At 69.9% G+C, this 22,111-nt stretch carries 19 protein-coding genes; 11 read left to right on the top strand and 8 right to left on the bottom strand.

Going from position 1 to position 22,111, the window contains the following annotated elements; genetic code table 11:
* The first annotated feature begins 11 nt into the window (after window positions 1-11).
* Complete coding sequence (gene wecB / locus E0E30_RS12015) at window positions 12-1,070, top strand: non-hydrolyzing UDP-N-acetylglucosamine 2-epimerase (protein ID WP_130866474.1); 1,059 nt, start codon at window positions 12-14, stop codon at window positions 1,068-1,070.
* An 11-nt stretch (window positions 1,071-1,081) separates the two neighbouring features.
* Window positions 1,082-2,209, top strand: a complete 1,128-nt coding sequence (locus E0E30_RS12010; protein ID WP_130866473.1) for a glycosyltransferase — start codon at window positions 1,082-1,084, stop codon at window positions 2,207-2,209.
* Between the two features lie 61 nt (window positions 2,210-2,270).
* Here E0E30_RS12010 and E0E30_RS12005 read toward each other — a convergent pair whose 3' ends face one another.
* On the bottom strand, window positions 2,271-2,528 hold the full coding sequence (locus E0E30_RS12005; RefSeq protein WP_130866472.1) for a hypothetical protein: 258 nt from the start codon (window positions 2,526-2,528) through the stop codon (window positions 2,271-2,273).
* Between the two features lie 109 nt (window positions 2,529-2,637).
* Between E0E30_RS12005 and E0E30_RS12000 the strand changes: the two genes are divergently transcribed.
* Together E0E30_RS12000 and hrpB are read left to right on the top strand one after the other, a co-directional pair.
* Entirely contained in the window at window positions 2,638-3,225 is a 588-nt protein-coding gene (locus E0E30_RS12000) for an NUDIX domain-containing protein (RefSeq protein WP_130866471.1), read from the top strand.
* Window positions 3,222-5,759: an ATP-dependent helicase HrpB gene (gene hrpB, locus E0E30_RS11995; protein ID WP_130866470.1), complete on the top strand. Its 2,538-nt coding sequence runs from the start codon at window positions 3,222-3,224 to the stop codon at window positions 5,757-5,759. Before E0E30_RS12000 ends, hrpB begins: the two co-directional genes overlap by 4 nt.
* Window positions 5,760-5,851: 92 nt before the next feature.
* Here hrpB and E0E30_RS11990 read toward each other — a convergent pair whose 3' ends face one another.
* Entirely contained in the window at window positions 5,852-6,463 is a 612-nt protein-coding gene (locus E0E30_RS11990; RefSeq protein WP_130866469.1) for a DNA-3-methyladenine glycosylase, read from the bottom strand.
* A gap of 120 nt (window positions 6,464-6,583) precedes the next feature.
* On the opposite strand from E0E30_RS11990, the gene E0E30_RS11985 reads away from it, so the two are divergent.
* Window positions 6,584-6,898, top strand: a complete 315-nt coding sequence (locus tag E0E30_RS11985) for an ArsR/SmtB family transcription factor (RefSeq protein WP_130866468.1) — start codon at window positions 6,584-6,586, stop codon at window positions 6,896-6,898.
* Window positions 6,882-7,205 (top strand): hypothetical protein, encoded by a 324-nt coding sequence (locus tag E0E30_RS11980; RefSeq protein ID WP_130866467.1) that lies wholly within the window; start codon window positions 6,882-6,884, stop codon window positions 7,203-7,205. The genes E0E30_RS11985 and E0E30_RS11980 overlap by 17 nt, the downstream gene beginning before the upstream one ends.
* A gap of 99 nt (window positions 7,206-7,304) precedes the next feature.
* Here the strand turns inward: E0E30_RS11980 and E0E30_RS11975 are convergent, their stop codons facing one another.
* The gene (locus E0E30_RS11975; protein WP_130866466.1) at window positions 7,305-8,303 is read right to left on the bottom strand and encodes a zinc-binding alcohol dehydrogenase family protein; all 999 of its coding nucleotides are present in this window, start codon (window positions 8,301-8,303) and stop codon (window positions 7,305-7,307) included.
* A 223-nt stretch (window positions 8,304-8,526) separates the two neighbouring features.
* Window positions 8,527-8,889 (bottom strand): PLDc_N domain-containing protein, encoded by a 363-nt coding sequence (locus tag E0E30_RS13520; protein ID WP_210115825.1) that lies wholly within the window; start codon window positions 8,887-8,889, stop codon window positions 8,527-8,529.
* A 115-nt stretch (window positions 8,890-9,004) separates the two neighbouring features.
* Between E0E30_RS13520 and E0E30_RS11965 the strand changes: the two genes are divergently transcribed.
* A complete protein-coding gene (locus E0E30_RS11965; protein WP_130866465.1) occupies window positions 9,005-9,577 on the top strand; it encodes a GNAT family N-acetyltransferase in 573 nt (190 codons plus the stop codon).
* A 14-nt stretch (window positions 9,578-9,591) separates the two neighbouring features.
* On the opposite strand, the gene dnaB is transcribed toward E0E30_RS11965, so the two are convergent.
* Entirely contained in the window at window positions 9,592-10,935 is a 1,344-nt protein-coding gene (gene dnaB, locus E0E30_RS11960) for a replicative DNA helicase (RefSeq protein WP_130866464.1), read from the bottom strand.
* A 432-nt stretch (window positions 10,936-11,367) separates the two neighbouring features.
* Here dnaB and E0E30_RS13980 point away from each other — a divergent pair, with 432 nt between their 5' ends.
* From E0E30_RS13980 to E0E30_RS11940, 4 genes are all read left to right on the top strand, one after another.
* The gene (locus E0E30_RS13980) at window positions 11,368-11,742 is read left to right on the top strand and encodes a metal-sensitive transcriptional regulator (protein WP_130866463.1); all 375 of its coding nucleotides are present in this window, start codon (window positions 11,368-11,370) and stop codon (window positions 11,740-11,742) included.
* 37 nt (window positions 11,743-11,779) lie between these two features.
* Window positions 11,780-12,166 (top strand): heavy-metal-associated domain-containing protein, encoded by a 387-nt coding sequence (locus E0E30_RS11950; RefSeq protein ID WP_130866462.1) that lies wholly within the window; start codon window positions 11,780-11,782, stop codon window positions 12,164-12,166.
* Window positions 12,167-12,393: 227 nt separating this feature from the next.
* Window positions 12,394-14,649, top strand: coding sequence for a heavy metal translocating P-type ATPase (locus E0E30_RS11945; RefSeq protein ID WP_130866461.1), 2,256 nt, complete (start codon window positions 12,394-12,396; stop codon window positions 14,647-14,649).
* A 220-nt stretch (window positions 14,650-14,869) separates the two neighbouring features.
* Window positions 14,870-16,072, top strand: coding sequence for a septal ring lytic transglycosylase RlpA family protein (locus E0E30_RS11940; RefSeq protein WP_130866460.1), 1,203 nt, complete (start codon window positions 14,870-14,872; stop codon window positions 16,070-16,072).
* Window positions 16,073-16,381: 309 nt separating this feature from the next.
* On the opposite strand, the gene E0E30_RS11935 is transcribed toward E0E30_RS11940, so the two are convergent.
* The 3 genes from E0E30_RS11935 to nifJ all read right to left on the bottom strand — a co-directional run bounded on the left by E0E30_RS11935 (window position 16,382) and on the right by nifJ (window position 22,101).
* A complete protein-coding gene (locus E0E30_RS11935) occupies window positions 16,382-17,149 on the bottom strand; it encodes a hypothetical protein (RefSeq protein ID WP_130866459.1) in 768 nt (255 codons plus the stop codon).
* Between the two features lie 215 nt (window positions 17,150-17,364).
* Complete coding sequence (locus tag E0E30_RS11930; protein ID WP_130866458.1) at window positions 17,365-18,375, bottom strand: dihydroorotate dehydrogenase-like protein; 1,011 nt, start codon at window positions 18,373-18,375, stop codon at window positions 17,365-17,367.
* A 105-nt stretch (window positions 18,376-18,480) separates the two neighbouring features.
* Window positions 18,481-22,101, bottom strand: a complete 3,621-nt coding sequence (nifJ, locus tag E0E30_RS11925; protein ID WP_130866457.1) for a pyruvate:ferredoxin (flavodoxin) oxidoreductase — start codon at window positions 22,099-22,101, stop codon at window positions 18,481-18,483.
* Window positions 22,102-22,111 lie beyond the last annotated feature (10 nt).

Genomic DNA, 22,111 nt, shown 5'->3' with positions numbered 1-22,111 from the left:
GAGTCGAGATCATGCGAGTCGTGAGCATCGTCGGGGCCCGACCCCAGTTCGTCAAGCTGGCCCCGGTGGCCAAGGCCTTCGCCGACGCCGGGATCGACCACCAGATCATCCACACCGGGCAGCACTACGACGTCAACATGTCCGACTCCTTTTTCCAGGAGCTCGGCATCCCCGACCCCGACCTCCACCTGGGCGTCGGCGGCGGATCCCACGGCGTCATGACCGGCCGGATGCTCGAGCAGCTCGACCCGGTGCTCGAGGAGATGGCACCCGACTGGGTGCTCGTCTACGGCGACACGAACTCCACCATCGCCGGAACCCTGTCGGCGGTGAAGATGCACCTGCGGGTGGCCCATCTGGAGGCCGGTCTGCGATCCTTCAACCGACGGATGCCCGAGGAACACAATCGCGTCCTCACCGACCATGCCGCCGACCTGTGCCTGGCCCCGACCCGGGTGGCCATGGAGCACCTCGCCGACGAGGGCCTGGCCGCCCGGTCGGTGCTCGTCGGCGACGTCATGACCGACGTCTGCCTGCAGGTGCGCGACTCGGTCCTGGCCAACCCGCGCCCGGTTCCCGGTGTCGAGGCGGGTGAGGACTACGTCATGGCGACGATCCACCGTGCCGACAACACCGATGACCAGTCGCGTCTCGAGCACATCCTCGACGCCCTCGGCTCACTCGACCGCAAGGTCATCCTCCCGGTCCACCCCCGCCTGCGCGTCCGTGCCGAGGCCGACGGCATCACCATCGCCCGGGGCAACCTCACGACGATCGATCCGCTGGCCTACCCCGACATGGTCAACGCCGTCGTCCATGCCTCCGGTGTCGTCACCGACTCCGGCGGCCTGCAGAAGGAGGCCTTCCTCCTGGGCACCATCTGCACGACAGTGCGCACCGAGACCGAGTGGGTCGAGACCGTCGACAACGGCTGGAACGTCCTCGACCCGGACGCCGGTCGGCTCGCCGAGTTGGCCACCCGTCCCGCCCCCGCCGGTGATCCCGGGCATCCCTACGGTGACGGCCATGCCGCGCGTGAGGTGGCCAGGGTCCTCGCGGAGCACGCCTGAGCCCGGCGGCGATGAACCCCTCGGAACCCCCGCGCGTCGTCCACTTGTCGACGGTCCATCACGGCCATGACAACCGGGTCTTCAACAAGGAGGCCCGGGCCGTCGTCGAGGCCGGGTACGACTTCCACCTCGTCATCTCGGCCGACCACGACGGCCTCGACCAGGGCATCCCGGTGGTGGCGTTGCGACGTCACGAGGGTCGCGTCCAGCGGGTGCTGCTGAGCCAACGCGACGCCTGGCGGGCACTGCGTCGGCTGCGTCCGCAGTTGCTCCAGGTGCACGACCCCGAACTCATCCCGCTGGCCCTCGCCTGGGGTCGGTTGCACGACTGCCGCACGGTGTACGACGCCCACGAGGACCTCGTCGGGCAGATCGAGACGAAGCCCTACCTCAATCGGTTCACCCGGCCGCTGGCGCGCACCGCCGCGCGGGCCCTCGTCGGACTGGCCGATCGGGGGATGGACGCCGTCGTCGCCGCCACCGAACCGGTCGCGGCCCGCTACCGTGCCGACCACGTCGTCGTGGTGCGCAACTACCCCTGGCTCGGCAACTACGACCGGCAGCCCGATCCGGTCCCGGGTCGCGTCGTCTACGTCGGTGACCTCACCGAGGAACGCAAGCTCTCGTTCATGATCGAGCTCGTCCGTCGGGCCCGTGACGTCGTCCCGCAGGCCCATCTCGTCCTGGCCGGGCGCCCCTTGGGAGGGTGTGTGGCGACCCTCGACCGGGCGGTGGCCGAGGGCCTGGTCGAGCACCGCGGTCTCATCGTCCCGACGCAGGTGCCCGAGCTGTTGGCCAGCGCCCAGCTGGGCCTGGTCATGCTGGCACCGTTGCCCAACTATGTACGGTCGCTGCCGACCAAGCTCTTCGAGTACATGGCGGCCGGGGTGCCCTTCGTCGCCTCGGACTTCCCGGCCTGGCGACGCCGGTTCGAGCCGTACCGGGCCGGGGTGTTCGTCGACAGCGAGGACGTCGAGGCCGCGCTCGGCCCGCTCGTCGACCTCCTGGCCGACGCCGACCGGTGCGCTGCCCTGGGGCGATCCGGGCGGCGCGCCGTCGAGGAGGGGTTGACCTTCGAGTCCCAGGCCAGCGCCCTCATCGGCCTCACCGAGCGCCTCGTCGGCCCGGCGGCTCACTGATTCGGGGGCCTGACTCCAGCGGGGACCTGCCGACCGGGGACCCGGCCCGGCCCGGACCCTCTCAGCTCTCGTGCGTGAAGTACGCCGGAGCCCCGTCGACGCGGCCGAGCCCGCCGGCAGGGGTGGCGTGGCCGTCGGCGTGCGGGTCGCGGCGGGTGGTGCGGCGTCCCCCGGATGGCGCGGCATGGGCCAGGTCGGCCAGGCGGGTCTCGGTCGACTCCTCGACCCGGGCGCGTCGAGGTGCCCGCAGGCCCACGATCAAGGCCGCCGCAGCGGCGACGGCGACGACCGACAACGTCACGATGGTGTTTCGGTTCATGAGGAGACCCTACGTCGGGTCGGTGACACCGTGCTCCGGGACGGGTCCAGCTCCCCGGCCCCGTCCACCGGCAGGTGCTCGCGGCCACCGGATGTGCCACGCTGGGCCCATGCCCCATCTGCACACCCAACCGCACGGTCACGACCTCACCATCAGCGCGTGGATCCTGCGACGGATGGACGGGAGGGTCAAGGCGCTGGTGCACCGGCACCGGCGGATGGGCATCTGGATCCAGCCCGGCGGGCATGTCGAGCACACCGAGAACCCGTGGCAGGCCCTGGCCCACGAGCTGCGCGAGGAGACCGGGTACGAGCTGTCCCAGCTGCGCGTCCTCCAACCCCTCCCGCTCGTGCCCGACTGCATCCACGACGTCATGCATCCGGTTCCGGTGGCCCTCGACACCCACAGCCCCTACGCCGGCCACTTCCACTCCGACATCGTCATGGCTCTGGTCACCGACGAGGACCCGGCAGGTTCCCCGGCCCCCGGTGAGTCGACGCAGTTCGCCTGGGTCGACCCGGACGAGTACGCCGCCATACCCGGGGCCGAGCACGACGCCGTCCAGATCATGACGATGATCGTCACCCACGTCGTCGGGGTCTGGCACGAGGTGCCGGCCACCGACTTCCTCCTCACCGATCCCCCCGAACCGCTCACCGACCCGTCCGAGCCCGCCACCGGGGGCCGGGCCAGGTGACCCTCGACCTCGACCTCATCGGCGCCGGGCTGCCGGTCGCCGAGCACCGGGACGAGCTCGCCGACGCCCTCTCCGGACGCGCCGTCGTTGTCCAGGCCCCGCCGGGCACGGGCAAGACGACCTACGTGCCGGCCCTCACCGCCGTCGTCCTCGGTGAGGCGGGAGGCCGACCGGGGCGGGTCGTCGTCACCCAGCCCCGGAGGATGGCCGCCCGGGCCGCCGCACGGCGTCTGTCCGCCCTCACCGGCACCCGGCTGGGGCAGCTCGCCGGCCACACCGTGCGCGGGGAGTCGAGCTGCGGGCCCGGCACCGGCATCGAGTTCGTCACGACCGGGGTACTCCTGCGCCGGCTGCTCGCCGATCCGGGCTTGCCCGGGATCGACGCCGTCATCCTCGACGAGGTGCACGAGCGGCACCTCGACTCCGATCTCGTCGCCGCGATGGTCTCCGAGGTGGCCCAGCTGCGCGACGACCTCACCGTCGTGGCCATGTCCGCGACCCTCGATGCCGCCCGCTGGGGCGAGGTGCTCGAAGCCGGCACGGGACTGGCAGTGCGGGTCGTCGAGGTGCCGGCGGTGCTCCACCCCCTCGACGTGAGGTGGGCCCCCTTCGCCGGTAGCCCCTTGGATCAGCGGGGAGTGCGTCCGGCCTTCCTCGACCACGTCGCCACGTGCACCCGGCAGGCGCTGGCGGCATCGGACGGCTCGGTGCTCGTCTTCGTGCCGGGGGTCCGGGAGGTCGAGCAGGTCGTCTCGCGGCTCGGTGGTCCCCGCGCCGACGGCGTCGAGGTGCTCGGGCTCTCCGGACGCACGGACCCGCGTGACCAGGACGAGGTGCTCACGCCGAGTCCGGCGCGCCGGGTCGTCGTCGCGACCTCGGTCGCCGAGTCCTCCCTCACCGTGCCGGGGGTGCGTGCCGTCGTCGACTCCGGCCTGGCACGTGAGTCGCGTCTGGACCGGGGCCGGGGCATGACCGGACTGGTCACGGTGCGCGAGTCGCGGGCCTCGGCCACCCAGCGGGCCGGACGCGCGGCCCGACTGGGCCCGGGCCTGGCGCTGCGGTGTCTGCGCGCCGAGGACTGGTCGGGCATGGACGCCGAGCCGGCCCCGGAGGTGGAGCACGCCGATCTGGTCGGACCAGTGCTCACCCTGGCCTGCTGGGGTTCGCCGCGGGGGGAGGGCATGGCGCTCCCGGACCCCTTGCCGGCTGACCGGGTCGCCGTCGCACAGGAGGAGTTGATCGCGCTGGGCGCGCTGGATGAGGCGGGGCGTGCCACGGATCGGGGACGCCGGCTGGCCCGGGTGCCCGCCGATCCGCGGATGGCTCGGGCGCTCGTTGACGGGGCACCGCTCGTGGGACAGCGCGCGGCGGCCGAGGTCGTCGCCATGCTGGCCGGGGAGGACCGGGCCGTCGGAGCCGACCTCGTCGGGTTGCTGCGGGCGCTGCGACGGGGGACGGCGTCGACGCCGAGGTGGCGAGCCGAGGCCGACCGCCTGTCCCGGCTGGTCGGCGGGTCGACGTCCTCGCGGCGCCGGGGTGTGTCCGACGAGGAGGCGGTCGGGACGGTCGTCGCCCTGGCCCGGCCCCAGTCGGTGGCCCGACGCCGTGACGAGGGGTCGACCTCCTACCTCATGGCCTCGGGGACGGCCGCCGACCTGCCAGTCGGATCGCAGCTGGCCGGGCAGGAGTGGCTGGCGGTGGCCGAGTCCTCACGGACGTCCGCCGGCAGGGGGTCGGGCGCGCTCATCCAGGCAGCCGTGCCCGTCGACGCCGCCCTGGCGATGACGGCGGCAGCGGCGCTCGACCGCACCGAGGTCGTCACCGCCTGGCACGACGGGCGGGTGAGGGCCCGGCGGGTGCACCGGCTCGGGGCCATCGAGCTGTCCTCGACGCCGGTCCGCCCGGCCGCGCGGGACGCCCGCGACGCGGTTCTCGCGGCGCTGGGGCAGATCGGTCTCGGGCTGGACGGGCACGGGGTGCTCACCTGGAGCCGCGCGGCTCTCGACCTGAGACGGCGTCTCGGGCTGGTGCGGCGGGAGTTCGGCGGTCCCTGGCCGGACATGTCCGAGGAGGCCCTGGTCGCCCGCGCCGAGGAGTGGATCGATCTCGACGCCGTCGCGCAGGGCCGGCCGTTCAACCCGGCGGCATCCCTGCGGGCCCTGGTTCCCTGGCCGCAGGCCGGACGCCTCGACGACCTCGTGCCCGAGGCCATCACGGTGCCGACGGGGTCGCGCATTCGACTCGATTACCCCGAGGTGGGCAGTGACGGCGCCCCGGTCCTGGCGGTCAAGCTCCAGGAATGCTTCGGTTGGACCGACACCCCCGCGATCTGCGAGGGCCGGGTGCGTGTCGTGCTGCACCTGCTGTCACCGGCCCGCCGACCGCTCGCGGTGACCGACGACCTGGCGAGCTTCTGGGTCGGCGTCTACCCGCAGGTGCGGGCCGAGAACCGCGGTCGGTACAGCAAGCACCCTTGGCCTCAGGACCCGCTCACGGCGCCGGCCATGAGGGGCACGACCCGGTCCGGACGCTGACCGAGCCGCCGGTCTCGTCGGGGGTTCCGGGGCCGACCGTCAGGAAATCCCCCTGAGCGCGGACATGTTCCCCTGCAGGGGAGGTTTCCTCCTCACCGGGGATTCTTCCGACGTCGCGTCGCCGAGACCGTCGGCTCCCCGGGGATCCAGAATCGCAGCGGGGCCTCGCCATTGCGGGTGATCCCGATCCGCGGCCCCACCTCGACGGGGCTCGGTGTTCCGGCCGGCTCGAGGGACCACGCTCCGTGGTCCCCGTCGTCGCTGCCTGGGACGGCGTGTGGCACGACCTGTGACAGGACCGCGCCGGAGTCGTCCAGACCCGCCCCCAGGGCGGACCCGAGGTTCCCCGGGCCGCTTGCCCAGCGACGTGGCGGTACCGCCCCCCGGCGACGTCTCACCTCGTCATGGCCGGCGATGACCTCCCCCGACCGCAGCAGTACGGCCGACGCGGTGCCGTCGGGGGAGCACACGACATTGACGCAGTGGTGGATGCCGTAGGACAGGTACACGTACAGCCGACCGGGCGGCCCGAACATCACCCGGGTGCGAGGGGTCGGCCCCCGCCAGGCGTGGGAGGCGGGGTCGTCGACACCGAGGTAGGCCTCGACCTCGGTGAGCCGGACCGCCACCGCGCCGTGGCGAATGATCGCGCCGAGCAGCAGCGGGGCGACCACATCGGCCGCCGCGGACAGGTCAAGGTCCATGGCCCCAGCGTAGGGGACACACACCCCATACCGAGATGGTGATGAGAATGACCATCAGACCTAGTCCCACGAATATCAAAGATTTTGTATAAAAGCTGGAGTCCATGTACCGTGGGCGTCGTGAGCGAGAACGGCACGCGGGAGTCCTACCAGCCGGTGGTCCGGCTCTTCGCCGCTCTGGCCAACCCCGTCCGGGCGGCGATCATCGACCGCCTCACCCGCGGGGAGGCCGCCGTCGGCGAGTTGGTCAGCCTCGTCGGCGTGTCGCAACCGTTGGTCTCCCACCACCTCAAGGTCCTGCGGGAGGCACACCTGGTCGAGGTGCGGCGGGATGCCCAGCGCAACCTCTACTCGCTCACGGACGACCACGTGGCGTCGATCTTCCTCGACGCCCATCACCACATGAAGGAGCACGACCATGACTGCCACCATTGAGCACACCCCGGCCGAGACCCACCACCACACCCACGGCCCGAACTGCGGTCACGAGGCCGTCATCCACCACGACCACGTCGACTACCTCCACGACGGCCACCTGCATCACGAGCACGACGGCCACTACGACGAGTGCGCCACCTGCCAGTGTGGTGAGTGCAAGGACTCCTGCGCCAACTGCACCTGCGAGCACTGCGACTGCCCGACCTGCGATCACGCCACCTGCCAGTGCGGTGAGTGCAAGGACTCCTGCGCCAACTGCACCTGCGACGACTGCTCCTGCCCCACCTGCCAGCACGCGGCCTGAGGAACCTCGCCGACCACGTGACGCCACGGCAAGGGCGGCGCGACCCCACGTCGGGGAATCGCGCCGCCCTTGCCGTCAGCCGTCCTGCGGGAACGAGACTCAGACCTCGATGACGACCTTCCCGACCATCCTGCCGGACTCCACCAGTTGCGTCGCCTCGATGACGGTGGCGGCGGTGAGCCCGGTCAGTCGATGTGACGCCGTCGTGCGGACACGTCCCTCGTCGACGAGCCGCGCGACCTCGGCGAGGATCCGACCCTGCTCGGCGACGTCGTCGGTGCCGAACTGGGTGCGGGTGAACATCGACTCGCTCACCGCCGACAGCGACTTCGGCTTGAACGCCATCATGTCGAAGCAGTCCGTGCCGTCGATCATGACGAGGCGTCCGAAGGGCTTCATGATGCCGGACAACTCGGCCTCGCGGCCGGCCGTGTAGGCCGACAGGACACCGCGGAACCCGTCGACGCGGAGCGCGTCCACCTGGGGTCGCAGGTCGCTCGTGTGGTCGATCGTCGCCGTCGCTCCCATGCCGCGACACCACGATGCGCTCTCCTTGCGGGAGGCCGTGGCGACGACCGGCCCGGTGGTGAGGGTCCGGGCGAGCTGGACGGCCATCGACCCGACGCCGCCGGCCCCGCCGATCATGAGGAAGGCGTCGTCCCCGCCCAGCCCGATGTGGTCGACGAGCGCCTCCCACGCGGTGAGGCTCGTCAGCGGCAGGGCGGCGGCGTCAGCCGGGGCCAGGGACGTGGGGCGGTGGGCGGCGACCCGATGGTCGATGAGGGTGAACTGGGCATAGCTGCCCGGGCGGGTGCGGTCACCGGCGTGCCACACGGCGTCGCCCACGGCGAACCCGGTCACCTGGGAGCCGACTGCCCGGACGATGCCAGCGCAGTCGAACCCCAAGACGAGGGGTCGGTCAGGGGTTCCCGCGCCCTTGCGGATCTTGACGTCGATGGGGTTGACGGACACCGCCTCGACCTCGACGAGCAGGTCGAGCGGCCCGGGTTCGGGAATCGGCAGGTCCCGGTCGACGAAGCAGTGGGGGTCGGTGGCCGGCAGTGACTGGGTGACGACGACGGCGTGCATGGCGTCCATGGGCTCACGGTAGTGCCGCGGCGTCGGCTCGGGAAGCGATTGGGGTCAGGGTCCGGCGGGGGTGCCCGGCCGGACGTGTCGTGAAAACCCCCTGAGCGCGACTTTCCTCCCCTGGAGGGGAACTTTTCGCCGCTCACGGTGATTTCCTGACACGCCGGCGCAACGCCGACCTCCCGCCGAGGGCGCCGGCGGGCGTCAGAGGGCTGGAATCAGCGCGGCGAGGTCACCGACCGGCGGTGCCGACCGACTCGGCGACCGCCTGGTGGGCGCGCACGAAGGTGCTGTCGGGGCGGAAGAGGGAGCAGCAGCCCTGTCCGTCCTTGCGCGCCCCACACCGGCACTCGCCACCCTTGCACACGGGGCACGTGAGCATGCCGTGGCATGCGAAGTAGCTCAGCGGCGCGATCCCGAACCCGTTGACCGCCGCGATCCCGACCGCCCAGGCGGCCTTGCTCCCATGCACCTTCTCGGCCGGACGACGGGCCAGATCCACCAGGGCGGCGATCTTGAGGGCACCCTCGAGGGAGGCGGCGACGACGATGGCGGTACGCATCCCGGTTCCCAGTTCACTCCACGACTTGGACATGGATCCATGGTCCCGCGTGGGGTCGTGGGCCACAAGGAGTTGAGGGATTGTCATCCTTCCCCGGCTGGGCCGCCGCTAGTGTGGGACCGACCCGATCACGTGGGAGAAGGACCACATGCCCGTCACCGACGTCGACCACACGAGGACTGCACGGCTCGACCTGGACGCCCCGACCGTCGCCGACCTGGACGGACTCCACGAGATCTTCGCCGATCCACGGGTGTGGCAGCATCTGCCCAGCGGACGGCACCTCACCCTCGACGAGACCAGGGACATGCTCGATCGGTGGCTCGCCGACTGGGCGAAGGGAGGACTGGGGCCCTGGGTCGTGCGGGCCGCGGGCGTCCCGACCATCCTGGGGACGGCTGGGTGCTCCCTGCGCGCTGACGGTGCATGGTGGAACCTCGGATATCGCTTCGCGCCGGCCGCCCAGGGTCATGGCTACGCCCGGGAAGCCGCGCGGGCTGCGATCGATGCGGCCCGGACGCTCAAGCCGCACGTCCCGGTCGTCGCCCTGCTCCTGGAACACAACGAGGCCTCACGTCGCGTCGCCGAGGATCTCGGCCTCGAACTGCGACATCGAGGGTCCGAGGGCCCGGACACGGTGAACGGAGCGGTGCGCCTCGTCATGTCCGATCGACCGCTGACCGGTGACCTCGTACGGCGCATCGTCGACGCCGATCGGTGAGGCCACGAGGATCCTCACCGCTGCAGGTCGACGAACCTCGAGTAGTGGCCCTGGAAGACGACCGGGATGGTCCGGGTCGGGCCGTTGCGGTGCTTGGCGACGATGAAGTCGGCCTCGCCGGCCCGTTGGGACTCCTTGTCGTAGACATCCTCGCGGTGCAGGAGGATGACCATGTCGGCGTCCTGCTCGAGCGACCCGGACTCGCGCAGGTCGCTCATCATGGGTTTCTTGTCGGTGCGTTGCTCGGGTCCGCGGTTGAGCTGGGACAGGGCGATGACGGGGATCTCGAGCTCCTTGGCCAGCAGCTTGATCTGCCGGGAGAACTCCGAGACCTCGAGCTGACGCGACTCGACCTTCTTGCCCGAGGTCATGAGCTGCATGTAGTCGATGATGACGAGCTTGAGGTCGTGCTGCTGCTTGAGCCGCCTGGCCTTGGCCCGGATCTCCATCATGGTGAGGTTGGGGGAGTCGTCGATGAAGAGCGGTGCGGTCGAGATCTGCGTCGTCTTGTCGACGAGACGCTGCCAGTCCTCCTCGTTCATCCGACCACCGCGCATCCGCGACAACTCGATGCTCGCCTCGGCCGACAACAGCCTCATGACGATCTCGTTGCGGCCCATCTCGAGGGAGAAGACCGCGGCGGTGAGTCCGTTCTTGATGGACGCCGCCCGGGCGAAGTCCAACCCCAGGGTCGACTTGCCCATGGCCGGTCGGGCGGCGACGATGATCATCTGCCCCGGCTGGAAGCCGTTGGTGAGCTCGTCGAGGTCGGTGAATCCGGTGGGGATGCCGGCCATGGAGTCGCCCCGGGCCTCGATGGCCTCCATCTCGTCGTAGGCGCTCTCGAAGAGTTCGGAGAGGGGGTGGTAGTCGTCACTCGTCTTTCCCTCGGAGACCTCGTAGAGGGCCTGTTGGGCGGCGTCGACGATGTCGGCGACCTCCCCCTGGCCCTGGTAGCCCATCTGGGAGATCTTCATCGACGCCTCGACCAGACGTCGCAGGACGGCCTTGTCGGCGACGATCCGGGCGTAGTAGGAGGCGTTCTGGGCGATGGACACCGAGCCGAGCAGGTCGGCCATGTAGACCTTGCCGCCGGCCCGCTCGAGTTCCCCGCGCCGCTCCAGTTCCGCCGAGACGGTGACGGCGTCGGCCGGCTCCCCGCGTCCGTAGAGGTCGACGATGGCGTCGAAGACGAGTTCGTTGGCGGGGCGGTAGAAGTCGCGTCCCTTGACGGTCTCGACGGCGTCGGCGATGGCCTCCTTGCTCATGAGCATGGCCCCGAGGACGGATTGTTCGGCCGCCAGGTCCTGGGGTGGGTTGCGGTCGATCCCGGACGGTACTGCTGGGGACTGCGACATCGTGACCTCCCTGCCGGATCCGGTGGACGCAGACCCGTGAGGAGGCATCCTTGCACATCTGCGGGTCCCGTGCAGCCCCCGTCCGCTCGAGTTGTCCACAGGGCATGTGGACAACTCGATGACCACGGTGAACGGGCCGTGCACAAGCTGTGGATGACTGTGGACAAGTGCGGGTGTGCTGTTGACGACACGCCGACATTCCCGATGTGACAAGGCACGATGTACGATGTGAGGAAGATGACAAAGATGTCGCGCCGGCGGCGAGGGGGAGTGGACAGGGTGAACAGTCTCTGACGTGGGGTGTCGCGTGGTCGGTGCTGATGCCGACTTGACCACATGTTTTCCACACCTGCCCAGCGGTGTCCGTCCCGGATGGGCAGGGGACTTGTCCTTGATACCCCACCGGGGTATATTTCTCGTCAGGAGGTCACCATGAACGACATCGCCACCGAGAACGCCACGTGCGGGTGCCACGCCGATACGGCGGGTGCCATCGCCAACGAACCCGTCGACCCCGACGCGCCGGGGCATGGCTACCTCAGCAACAAGGAGGCCCACCTGCGCCGCCTGCGTCGCATCGAGGGTCAGGTCCGCGGGCTCGAGCGGATGGTCGAGGAGGAGAAGTACTGCATCGACATCCTCACCCAGGTCGCCGCGGTGAACTCGGCCCTCAAGTCGGTCTCCCTCGAGCTGCTCGCCGAGCACATGAGCCACTGCGTCGTGCGCGCCGCACGGGTCGGTGGCGAGGAGTCCGACGAGAAGATCGACGAGGCCAACCGCGCCATCGCTCGACTGGTCCGGTCCTGAACCACCCACCCCACGAACCCCTCGACAAGGAGAAGACATGAACACCACCTACACCATCAACGGCATGACCTGTGACCACTGCGTCCACGCCATCACCGAGGAGGTCTCGGCCATCGACGGCGTCGACAAGGTCGTCGTCTCCCTGGAGTCCGGCTCGATGACCGTCGAGTCCGCCGAGCCCGTCGACTTCGACAAGATCGCCGCCGCGGTCGACGAGGCCGGCGACTACACCGTCGCCAAGGCCGCCACCCTCGACACCGCGGGACACCCTGGTGGTCAGTGCGGATGCGGTGGCCACGGGCATCACCACGGCCAGGACGCCGCCGCCAAGCACGCCGCCCACGGCGAGGGAGAGTGCGGCTGCGGTGGCAAGAAGGCCGAGGAGAAGAAGTCCGAGGGTCACGGCTGCGGCTGCGGCCACTGACCCTCGCGTCCTCACCGCGTGCTCGTGGGTGCGCCAGGCCGTGCCCACGAGCCAGCGCTCCCGACCGAGCGCTTCCTGGGGACGCCGTCCGACGGCGTCCCCACCGATCACCGACCCGTCGGCGAGCCCGTCCGGACCTCCGACGACCCGGTGACGACCCCCTGCCACACTGCCGCCCAGACCCGTCCCTGCGGACGCCTCCGGACGGTGGTCAACGAAGGACCATCATGTCGACAGACACCCGTGCCCCCGCTCTCTCCGAGGAGTCCACGACCCCGCGCCACGCCATCGACCTGGACATCCAGGGCATGAGCTGCGCCTCCTGCGCCGCGCGGATCACCAAGAAGCTCAACAAGATCGACGGCGTCATCGCCACCGTCAACTACGCGACCGCCAAGGCCCACGTCCTGGCCCCCGAACAGGTCGGCCCCGGCGACCTCATCGACGTCGTCGAGCGCACCGGGTACGGCGCGACGCCGTCCCAGTCGCTCACCCCGACCGTCGACCGGACCGGAGCCCTGCGCCGCCGTCTCGTCGTCGCCGTCATCCTCGCCCTCCCGGTCATCGTCCTGTCGATGGTGCCCGCCACCCAGTTCGCCGGCTGGCAGTGGGTGAGCCTGGCGCTGTCGCTGCCGGTCGTCCTCTGGTGCGGGTGGGGTTTCCATCGCGCAGCCTGGACGAACCTCAAGCACGGCTCCACGACGATGGACACCCTCATCTCGCTGGGCTCCCTGGCCTCCCTCGGCTGGTCGATCTGGGCCCTGGTGTGGGGGCACGCCGGAATGATCGGCATGCACCACTCCATGACCTGGCGGCTGGCCAGGGGTGACGCCTCCTCGGCGATCTACCTCGAGGCCGCGGTCGGCGTCATCACCTTCATCCTCGGCGGCCGGTACATCGAGGCCCGCAGTCGCAGCGAGGCCGGGTCGGCCCTCCAGGCCCTGCTGAGGATGGGCGCCAAGTCGGTGTGGCTCGCCAACCCGGACGGCACCGAGACCGAGCGGCCCATCGCAGCCCTGGGCGTCGGTGGACGCTTCGTCGTGCGTCCCGGTGAGCGGGTCGCGGCCGACGGGATCGTCGTCGAGGGACACTCGGCGGTCGACAACTCCCTGGTCACCGGGGAGTCGGTGCCGGTCGAGGTCGGCCCGGGGGACCACATCGTCGGATCGACGGTCAATGCCTCCGGACGGCTCGTCGTCGAGGCCACCGCCGTCGGCGCCGACACCCAGCTCGCGCAGATAGCCCGGCTCGTCGACGAGGCCCAGACCGGCCGCTCGGCCAGTCAGGACCTGGCCGACAAGGTGTCGGGGATCTTCGTGCCCGTCGTCATCTCGGTGGCGGTGCTCACCTTCTTCCTCTGGCTCCTCTTCGGTCAGGGCATCATGGCGGCCTTCACCGCCGGCATCGCGGTGCTCATCATCGCCTGCCCCTGCGCCCTCGGCCTGGCCACCCCGATGGCCCTGCTCGCCGGCACGGGCCGTGGAGCCCGGATGGGCATCGTCATCCGCGGTCCGGAGGCCCTGGAACGCGCCCGTGGCGTCGACACCGTCGTCATGGACAAGACCGGCACCGTGACCACCGGCGTCATGACCCTCGACGAGGTCCTCGGTGCCGACGGGCACACGGCGACCGGGGACGCCCGGCAGGAGTTGCTCGCTCTGGCCGCCGGGCTCGAGTCCGGCTCGGAGCACCCCATCGCGCGGGCCGTCGTGGCCGGCGCGAGGGCCGAGGGGGTCGACGCCGTCCGGGTGGGCGACTTCGAGGCGCTCCCGGGAGCCGGGGTCCGCGGCGTCGTCGAGGGGCAGGACGCCCTGGCCGGTCGCCCCGGCATGGTCGAGCTCCCGGAGGCCCTGTCCGCCGCCGTCGAGGCTGCCCAGGATGATGGCCGGACGGTGCTCGTCGTCAGCCTCGATGGAACCGTCCTCGGCGCGCTGAGCGTCTCGGACGCCGTCCGACCCACCTCCGCCCGGGCCATCGAGAGGCTGCGGAGGTCGGGGGTGCGCACGGTCCTGCTCACCGGCGACAACGCCGGCGCGGCCCGGCGCGTCGCGCGGGAGCTCGGCGTCGACGAGGTGCACGCCGAGGTGACGCCGTCCGGCAAGGTCGACGTCGTCACGGCCCTGCGCGAGCAGGGGCACAAGGTGGCCCTCATCGGTGACGGGGTCAACGACGCCGCCGCCCTGGCCGCCGCCGACCTGGCCATCGCCATGGGAACCGGCACCGACGTCGCCATCGCCGCCAGCGACATCACCCTCACGAGGTCGGACCTCGAGGCGGCCGTCGACGCCCTGCGTCTGTCGAGCGCCACCCTGCGGACGATCCACGGCAACCTCTTCTGGGCCTTCGCCTACAACGTCATCGCCATCCCGGTGGCTGCCCTGGGGTTCCTCAGCCCGGTCGTCGCCGCGGCCGCCATGGCCTTCTCGTCGGTCTTCGTCGTGACGAACAGCCTCCGGCTCACGAGGTTCCGTAGCTGTTCCTGAGAGAATCACAGCCCCGGCCCCGCAGATCCCGCGAACACTACGGGAATGCGGGGCCGGACTGTGCCATGGACCGGCGTGTCGCTGAACTTTCTCAGTGATTTTTTGGTTTTCCGGCGTGTCCTGTCGTAGTGTGTGGGACGCACCGCCACGAGGCGGTGTCGGTCGAGCCTGCTGGTTCGACCACCGTCGGGCCTCCGGGCCCCCGAAACACGAGAAGCGAATGTCCAAAGTTATTGCCTCCGCCATCGCCGGAGCGCTCACCCTGACGACCGCGGGTGGGCTCACGATGGCCAAGGTCCTTGACCGTGACGACGTGACGATCTCCGTGGACGGCGTGTCCCAGCAGGTCCAGGTGCGTCCCGGCACCGTGGCGCAGGCTCTGGAGTCCCAGGGCATCCACGTCGGGTCGCACGACACCGTCCAGCCCGCTCTGGGTACCCGGATCACCGACGGTTCGCTCATCACCGTCAACTACGGACGTCCGGTCACCGTCACCATCGACGGCAAGAAGGTCACCCGCTGGACGACCGCCACCAATGTCTCGACCGTGCTCACCCAGCTCGGTCTCATCGACGCCAACAACACCCTGTCGGTGAGCCGCTCGGCCGCCATCTCCCGCAAGGGTCTCGACTTCTCGGTGACCTCGGCCAAGGACGTCATCGTCAAGGTCAACGGCGCGAGCCAGCAGGTCTCGGCCCAGGGCACGGTGGCCGACGCCCTGCGCGCCGCCGGGATCTCCGTCGACAGTGACGACATCTCGCAGCCCGGGCTGGGCACCCCGCTCACCTACGGCATGGTCATCGAGTACACCAAGGTCGACGTCAAGACCGAGACCCGCACGGTCGCGGTCAAGCACGGTGCCAAGACCGTCAAGGACGCCGACCTGGCCGAGGGCACGACGAAGATCACGACCAAGGGTGTCGACGGCCAGAACCTCGAGACGTGGACCGTGGTCTACAAGAACGGCAAGAAGGTCTCGGAGAAGAAGGTCTCGGTCAAGGTCGTCAAGGCCGCGGTCACCCAGGTGACCACCGTCGGCACGAAGGCGCCGAGCTCCTCCTCGAGTTCCAGCTCGTCCTCGTCCAGCTCCTCGTCGTCGTCCTCCTCGTCCTCCGCGTCGAGCTCGAACCCCGTCACCAGCGGGACGACCTGCGTCGCCTCGACCTATGGCGAGGGTGACGGGACGGCCGGTGGTCCGACGGCCTCCGGTGAGACCTTCGACCCGTCGCAGTACACCGCGGCCAGCCGCACGCTGCCGCTCGGGACGACGATTCGCGTGACGAACGTCGCCAACGGACGGACCGTGTCGGTGCGGATCAATGACCGCGGGCCGTACGTCGGCGGACGTTGCCTCGACCTGTCGACGGCCGCGATGAACGCCATCGCCCCTGGCGAGGGCCTGGTGACGGTTCGTTACCAGTGACGTCATGATGCCCGGGTGATCGGGCATCGCCAGGAGTGGGGCCGGTCCTTCGGGGCCGGCCCCACGGCTGTCCCTGAGGCGGTCGGGCGGTATGTGGCCGAGGTTCGCGGGGTGAGGTGAGTGCGGGGGTCCGGACGGCACAGTGCCCTCGGGGGTGCCCGGGGGTCCGGACAGCACGGTGCCCTCGGGGGTGCCCGGGGGTCCGGACAGCACGGTGCCCTCGGGGGTGCCCGGGGGTCCGGACAGCACAGTGCCCACGGGAGAACCCGTGGGCACTGGCCGGTTGTGACCGATCGTGAGCAGGAGGTCTCAGATCGATGCCGCCGCGGGTGCGGCGACGTTCTCGAGACCCTCGGACTGCGGATTGGCGGCGCGACTGCGCACCACCATGCGTCGGCCGGATCCGAGGATGGGGGAGACGGGCTGGGCGGGGTCGATGCTGTACCCGGTGCCACTACTGGTGTAGCGGAGGATGCGCGCGAAGGCCAGTTCCTCGCCAGCGACGGTGACATGCCGTTCGGCGATCGTGCTGAAACTGCGCGGGCAGGATCGACCGAAATCGGCGCTCACCGAGAAATTCAGCGGAGCCATGTAGACACGGTCACCCACCACGGTGTAATCGCCCGAGTACGTGAACTTGAGTCCGACGTAGCCCGTCGACCCCGAAGTTCCCTGGACGGTACCTGCGTACGACCATCCTCGACCGGGGCTGGACACGAGCGAGACCGAGTCCGCGGACACCCAGAAGATGAAGGTGGGGTTGGTGATCTTGTCGATCGGCACCGGAACGGTGTTGCCGCTGCCGTCCTTGCCGCCGTTCCACACGAAGAGCCCGAAGTCCTTCGAGTTGTCGTCGGTCGGTGTCGTGACGTCGAAGCTCATGGCGCCCCGGCGGCACGAGCTCGGTGCGACGCGGACCCAGCCGTTGAGTCCCGGCTCCAGCTTGCCCGGCGAGGTGGCGAAGGCGGGCAGCGAGGTCGCCATGACCACTGCCGGTGCCGCCCAGGCGGAACCCTTGACGACGGTGCGCCGTGAGACCCGTCGTCCGGTCTTGTCGTTGTCCAGGGTTGCTGGCATGGGGAGTCTCTCCTCGAAACGTCGTGACGCCGACCTTCTCAGCGCCTCCGACATGACATTAACGGTGTCGACATTCAGAATCCATGCTTGATATGGACGTCTTTGTCCCCAGTTCGGGGGACATTCCCCATTTGCGTCGGCGTGTCGGGCGAGGTCCCGAGGAGCAGCGAGGTGGCCGCGCCCCGAAGGGCGCGGCCACCTCGCTGATGACGTTGTCACATGCCGTAGATCGACTTGGCCTTCTCGAGGGCGGCGACGTAGCCGCTGCGCTCGTACTCGGCGGCCGAGGCGTCCGCCGGGACGGCCAGCAGGCCGCGGGCGTGGTCGAGGGTGACCTCCTTGCGCTCCAGGTACGACTCCAGGCCGGAGAGCAACTCGGTGGCGTACCCGGCGCCGTGGCGTACGAGCGCCGAGGTCGTCATGACGACGTCGGCCCCGGCGAGGATGTACTTGACGACGTCCGTGGCGGTCTCGACGCCGGAGGTGGCTGCCAGGGAGGCCTGGACTCGGCCCGACAGGGCGGCGATCCAGGTGAGGGGGAGTCGGGCGTCGGCCGGGGATGACAGCCACACACCGGGCTCGACGGTCATCGACTCGACGTCGATGTCGGGCTGGAGGAAGCGGTTGAAGAGGACGAGCCCGTCGGCGCCGGCCGAGGCCAGGCGGACGGCCATGTTGCCCGGAGCCGAGAAGAAGGGCGACAGCTTCACCGCGACCGGCATTTCGACGGCGTCCTTGACGGCGGTGATGATCTCGACGTGCCGGTCCTCGATCTCGGCCCCCGAGGCCTCGACATCGCCGGGGACGACGTAGATGTTGCACTCGATGCCGGCCGCCCCGGCGTCCTGCATGCGACGTGCGGTCGAGACCCAGTCGCCGTTCGAGGCGGCGTTGAGGGAGGCGATGACCGGGATGTCGACCGCCTTGGCGGAGTTCTCGAGGTGACGCAGGTACTCCTCGGTGATGCCGCCGGCGTTGCTCGGGGTGGTCGGGAAGAAGCTCAGCGACTCGGCGAAGGAGTCCATGTACTTCATCTCGATCTCGGCCATGCGCGCCTCCTCGTGGCGCACCTGCTCCTCGAAGAGGGAGTACATGACGATCGCCCCGACCCCGGCGTCGGCCAGGGCCTTGACGCCGTCGACGGTCTGCTGGATGGGTCCGGCCGAGGCGACCAGCGGGTTGCGCAGGTCCAGACCGAGGTACTTCGTGCTCAGGTCGACGCTCATGGGGTTCTGGCCTCTCTGTGTGGCTCGTGGATGACGTGTGGGTGATTGCTGGGCCGATTGGCCAGTGAGGTGGGGGCCGGACCGGACGTCCGACCCCCACACCGCTCAGATCCTCGTCGACTCCTCGGCGAAGCCCTTGACCCGGGCATCGACGGCGAAGGCCTCCGGGCCCATCGTCGCCATGTGCTCGTAGTCCTGCCACCGCTTCTCGACCTGGCGCTGGCCCAGGTCAAGCAGCCGCTCGGCCTCGTCCGGATGGGCCTTGGCAAGCATCCGGTACCGCAGCTCGAGCTTGGTGTACTCGCGCCAGGTGGTGTCGGGGCGCGGGGAGTCGAGCAGGAACGGGTTCCTGCCCTCGTCGGCCAGCACCGGGTTGTAGCGCATGAGCGGCCAGTGGCCGGAGTGGACGGCCTTGTACTGCTGATCCAGGCCGTTCTTGAGGTCGTAGCCGTGGGCGATGCAGTGGCTGTAGGCGATGATGAGCGAGGGACCGCGGTAGGCCTCGGCCTCACGGAAGGCCTGCAGGGTCTGCTGCGGGTCGGACCCGAAGGCCACCCGGGCGACGTACACCGAGCCGTAGGCGATGGCCTGCATGGCCATGTCCTTCTTGGCCGTCTGCTTGCCACCGGAGGCGAACTTGGCGACGGCACCGAGCGGGGTCGACTTCGAGGCCTGACCGCCGGTGTTGGAGTACACCTCGGTGTCGAGGACGAGGACGTTGACGTCGCGGCCGGAGGCCAGGACGTGGTCGACGCCGCCCGAACCGATGTCGTACGCCCAGCCGTCACCGCCGATGATCCACACCGAGCGGCGCAGCAGGTGGTCGGCCACGCTCAACAGGTCGCGCACCTGCGGGGTCTGCTCCATGGACTTGAGCTGGGAGACGAGCTGGCGCACCCGGCTCTCCTGGGCGACGAGGTCGTGCTCGGTGAGCTGGGGGGCGTGCAGGAGGTCCTCGACGAGTTCCTCGTCCAGGCCGGAGGAGAGGTCCTCAAGGCGACGCCGGGCCAGACCGCCCTGGACGTCGGCCGCCAGACGCATGCCCAGACCGAACTCGGCATTGTCCTCGAAGAGCGAGTTCGACCAGGCCGGGCCGCGGCCCTCGGCGTTCTTGCCCCACGGCGTCGTCGGCAGGTTGCCGCCGTAGATGGACGAGCAACCGGTCGCGTTGGCCACCTGGGCCCGGTCACCGAAGAGCTGGGTGATGAGCTTGACGTACGGGGTCTCGCCGCAGCCGGAGCAGGCGCCGGAGAACTCGAAGAGGGGCTCGAGGAACTGGGTGCCGCGCACCGTCGCGAAGTCGACGCGGGAACGGTCGTTGACCGGGATCGAGTTGAAGAACTCGACGTTCTCCCGCTGGGCGGTCTTGTCGAGGTGTTCGGCCAGGTTGATGGCCTTGCGCTCGGGCTCGCCGACCGGGTGGGCGGGGCAGGCCTCGACGCACAGGCCGCAGCCGGTGCACTGGTCGGGGACGATCTGAAGGGTGTAGCACGACTCCGGCAGGCCGGCGGCGTTGAGCGGGGCGGACTCGAAGGAGTCCGGGGCGCCCTCGAGGGCCGACTGCGGGTAGTACTTGGCGCGGATGACGCCGTGCGGGCACACGAAGGAGCAGTTGCCGCACTGGATGCAGGCCTGCGGGTCCCACTCGGCGATCATGTCGGAGAGGGTGCGGTGTTCGTACTTCGTCGTGCCGGCCGGGTAGGTGCCGTCGTCGGGGACCGCCGAGACCGGCAGCGAGTCGCCGACCCCCTCGATCATCTTCGCCGTGACGGTCTTGACGAACTCGGGGGAGTCGTCGCGCACCGGGGCGATGAGGTCATGGTCGGCGTCGACCTGCTCGGGCACCTCGACCTTGAACAGATGCTCCAGGGAGGCGTCGACGGCCCGGTGGTTCATGTCGACGATCTTCTGGGACTTCTTGCCGTAGGTCTTCTGGATCGAGTCCTTGATCTTCTTGATGGCGACGTCCTGGGGCAGGACCCCGGAGATCGCGAAGAAGCAGGTCTGCAGGACGGTGTTGGTGCGGTTGCGCAGGCCGACCTTGCGGGCCACCGCCAGGGCGTCGATCGCCCACAGGTCGAGCTTCTTGTCGATGACCTGGCGCTGGAAGGTCCTCGGCAGGTGGCTCCAGACCTCCTCGGGGCCGTAGGGCGAGTTGAGCAGGACGGTCGTGCCCTCGCGGGCCATCGACAGGACGTCGATGGACTGGAGGATGCTCCATGCGTGCACCCCGATGAACCCGGCCTGGGTCACCAGGTACGGGGCCTCGATGGGATTGGGACCGAAGCGCAGGTGGGACGTCGTGCGCGATCCGGACTTGCGCGAGTCGTAGACGAAGTAGCCCTGGGCGTAGGTGTCGCCGTCCGACCCGAGGATCTTGATGGTGTTCTTGTTGGCACCGACGGTGCCGTCCGAACCCATGCCGAAGAAGACGGCGCGGATCGTCTTGGGATCCTCGATGTCGAGCTCGGTGTACGGCAGCGACAGGTGGGTGACGTCGTCGTTGATGCCGATGGTGAAGCGGGGACGCGGGGTCTCCCGCTCGAGTTCGGTGACGATGCCGGCCACCATGCCCGGGGTGAACTCCTTGGACGAGATGCCGTAACGGCCACCCGAGAGGATCGGCATGTGCTCGCGGGTACCGCGGGAGACGGCCTCCGACAGCGCCGACAGGACGTCGAGGAAGAGCGGCTCACCGTTGGAGCCGGGCTCCTTGGTGCGGTCGAGGACGGCGACGGTGCGGGCCGTGTCGGGGATCGCCTTGACGATCTCCTCAGCCGGGAAGGGGCGGTACAGGTGCACCTCGACGAGTCCGACCTTGTGGCCGCGGGCGTTGAGGTAGTGGATGGTGTGCTCGACGGTGCGGGCGCCCGACCCCATGCACACGATGACCTCGGTGGCCTCCGGGTCGCCGTGGTACTCGACGAGGTGGTATCGACGTCCGGTGAGCTCGGCGAACTGGTCCATGAGCTCGGCGACGATGCCCGGGACGGCGTCGTAGTACTTGTTCGACGACTCACGGGCCTGGAAGTGGATGTCGGGGTTCTGCGCGGTGCCGCGGATGAACGGGTGCGCCGGCGAGAGGGCACGGTCACGATGGGCGTGGACGAGCTCGTCGGTGATGAACTCGCGCAGGTCGTCGTCGGACAGGGTCTCCAGGACGTTGAGCTCGTGGGAGGTGCGGAAGCCCTCGAAGAAGTGCATGAACGGCACTCGCGAGCGCATCGTCGCAGCCTGGCTGATGAGGGCCAGGTCGTGGCACTCCTGGACGGTCGAGGAGCACAACATGGCGAAGCCGGTCTGACGGCAGGCCATGACGTCCTGGTGGTCACCGAAGATCGACAGGCCCTGTGCGGCCAGGGATCGGGCGGCAACGTGGAAGACGGTGCTCGTCAGCTCGCCGGCGATCTTGTACATGTTGGGGATCATGAGGAGCAGGCCCTGGGAGGCGGTGAAGGTCGTGCTCAGCGCGCCGCCCTGGAGGGCGCCGTGCATGGCTCCGGCCGCACCTCCCTCGGACTGCATCTCGATGACGGTGGGAACGTCACCCCAGATGTTCCGGCGTCCGGCGGCCGACCACTCGTCGGCGGTCTCGGCCATGGGGGAGGACGGGGTGATGGGGTAGATGGAGCAGAGCTCGTTGACGCGGTAGGCGACGGAGGCGGCGGCCGTGTTGCCGTCGGCGATCATCCGGGTGCGGGCCGTTCCGGTGGAGTTGTTGGCCATGACTCTTCTC

This window comes from Acidipropionibacterium timonense, from assembly GCF_900605005.1.
Classification (GTDB): Bacteria; Actinomycetota; Actinomycetes; order Propionibacteriales; family Propionibacteriaceae; genus Cutibacterium; species Cutibacterium timonense.
This window is presented reverse-complemented; position numbering and strand designations above follow the sequence as displayed.

Excerpts from the sequence above, each read along its gene's own strand:
- wecB (WP_130866474.1), top strand. The coding sequence starts at position 12 with ATGCGAGTCGTGAGCATCGTCGGGGCCCGACCCCAGTTCGTCAAGCTG.
- E0E30_RS12010 (WP_130866473.1), top strand. The coding sequence starts at position 1,082 with ATGAACCCCTCGGAACCCCCGCGCGTCGTCCACTTGTCGACGGTCCAT.
- E0E30_RS12005 (WP_130866472.1), bottom strand. The coding sequence starts at position 2,528 with ATGAACCGAAACACCATCGTGACGTTGTCGGTCGTCGCCGTCGCCGCT.
- E0E30_RS12000 (WP_130866471.1), top strand. The coding sequence starts at position 2,638 with ATGCCCCATCTGCACACCCAACCGCACGGTCACGACCTCACCATCAGC.
- E0E30_RS11990 (WP_130866469.1), bottom strand. The coding sequence starts at position 6,463 with ATGGACCTTGACCTGTCCGCGGCGGCCGATGTGGTCGCCCCGCTGCTG.
- E0E30_RS11980 (WP_130866467.1), top strand. The coding sequence starts at position 6,882 with ATGACTGCCACCATTGAGCACACCCCGGCCGAGACCCACCACCACACC.
- E0E30_RS11975 (WP_130866466.1), bottom strand. The coding sequence starts at position 8,303 with ATGGACGCCATGCACGCCGTCGTCGTCACCCAGTCACTGCCGGCCACC.
- E0E30_RS13520 (WP_210115825.1), bottom strand. The coding sequence starts at position 8,889 with ATGTCCAAGTCGTGGAGTGAACTGGGAACCGGGATGCGTACCGCCATC.
- E0E30_RS11965 (WP_130866465.1), top strand. The coding sequence starts at position 9,005 with ATGCCCGTCACCGACGTCGACCACACGAGGACTGCACGGCTCGACCTG.
- dnaB (WP_130866464.1), bottom strand. The coding sequence starts at position 10,935 with ATGTCGCAGTCCCCAGCAGTACCGTCCGGGATCGACCGCAACCCACCC.
- E0E30_RS13980 (WP_130866463.1), top strand. The coding sequence starts at position 11,368 with ATGAACGACATCGCCACCGAGAACGCCACGTGCGGGTGCCACGCCGAT.
- E0E30_RS11950 (WP_130866462.1), top strand. The coding sequence starts at position 11,780 with ATGAACACCACCTACACCATCAACGGCATGACCTGTGACCACTGCGTC.
- E0E30_RS11945 (WP_130866461.1), top strand. The coding sequence starts at position 12,394 with ATGTCGACAGACACCCGTGCCCCCGCTCTCTCCGAGGAGTCCACGACC.
- E0E30_RS11940 (WP_130866460.1), top strand. The coding sequence starts at position 14,870 with ATGTCCAAAGTTATTGCCTCCGCCATCGCCGGAGCGCTCACCCTGACG.
- E0E30_RS11935 (WP_130866459.1), bottom strand. The coding sequence starts at position 17,149 with ATGCCAGCAACCCTGGACAACGACAAGACCGGACGACGGGTCTCACGG.
- E0E30_RS11930 (WP_130866458.1), bottom strand. The coding sequence starts at position 18,375 with ATGAGCGTCGACCTGAGCACGAAGTACCTCGGTCTGGACCTGCGCAAC.
- nifJ (WP_130866457.1), bottom strand. The coding sequence starts at position 22,101 with ATGGCCAACAACTCCACCGGAACGGCCCGCACCCGGATGATCGCCGAC.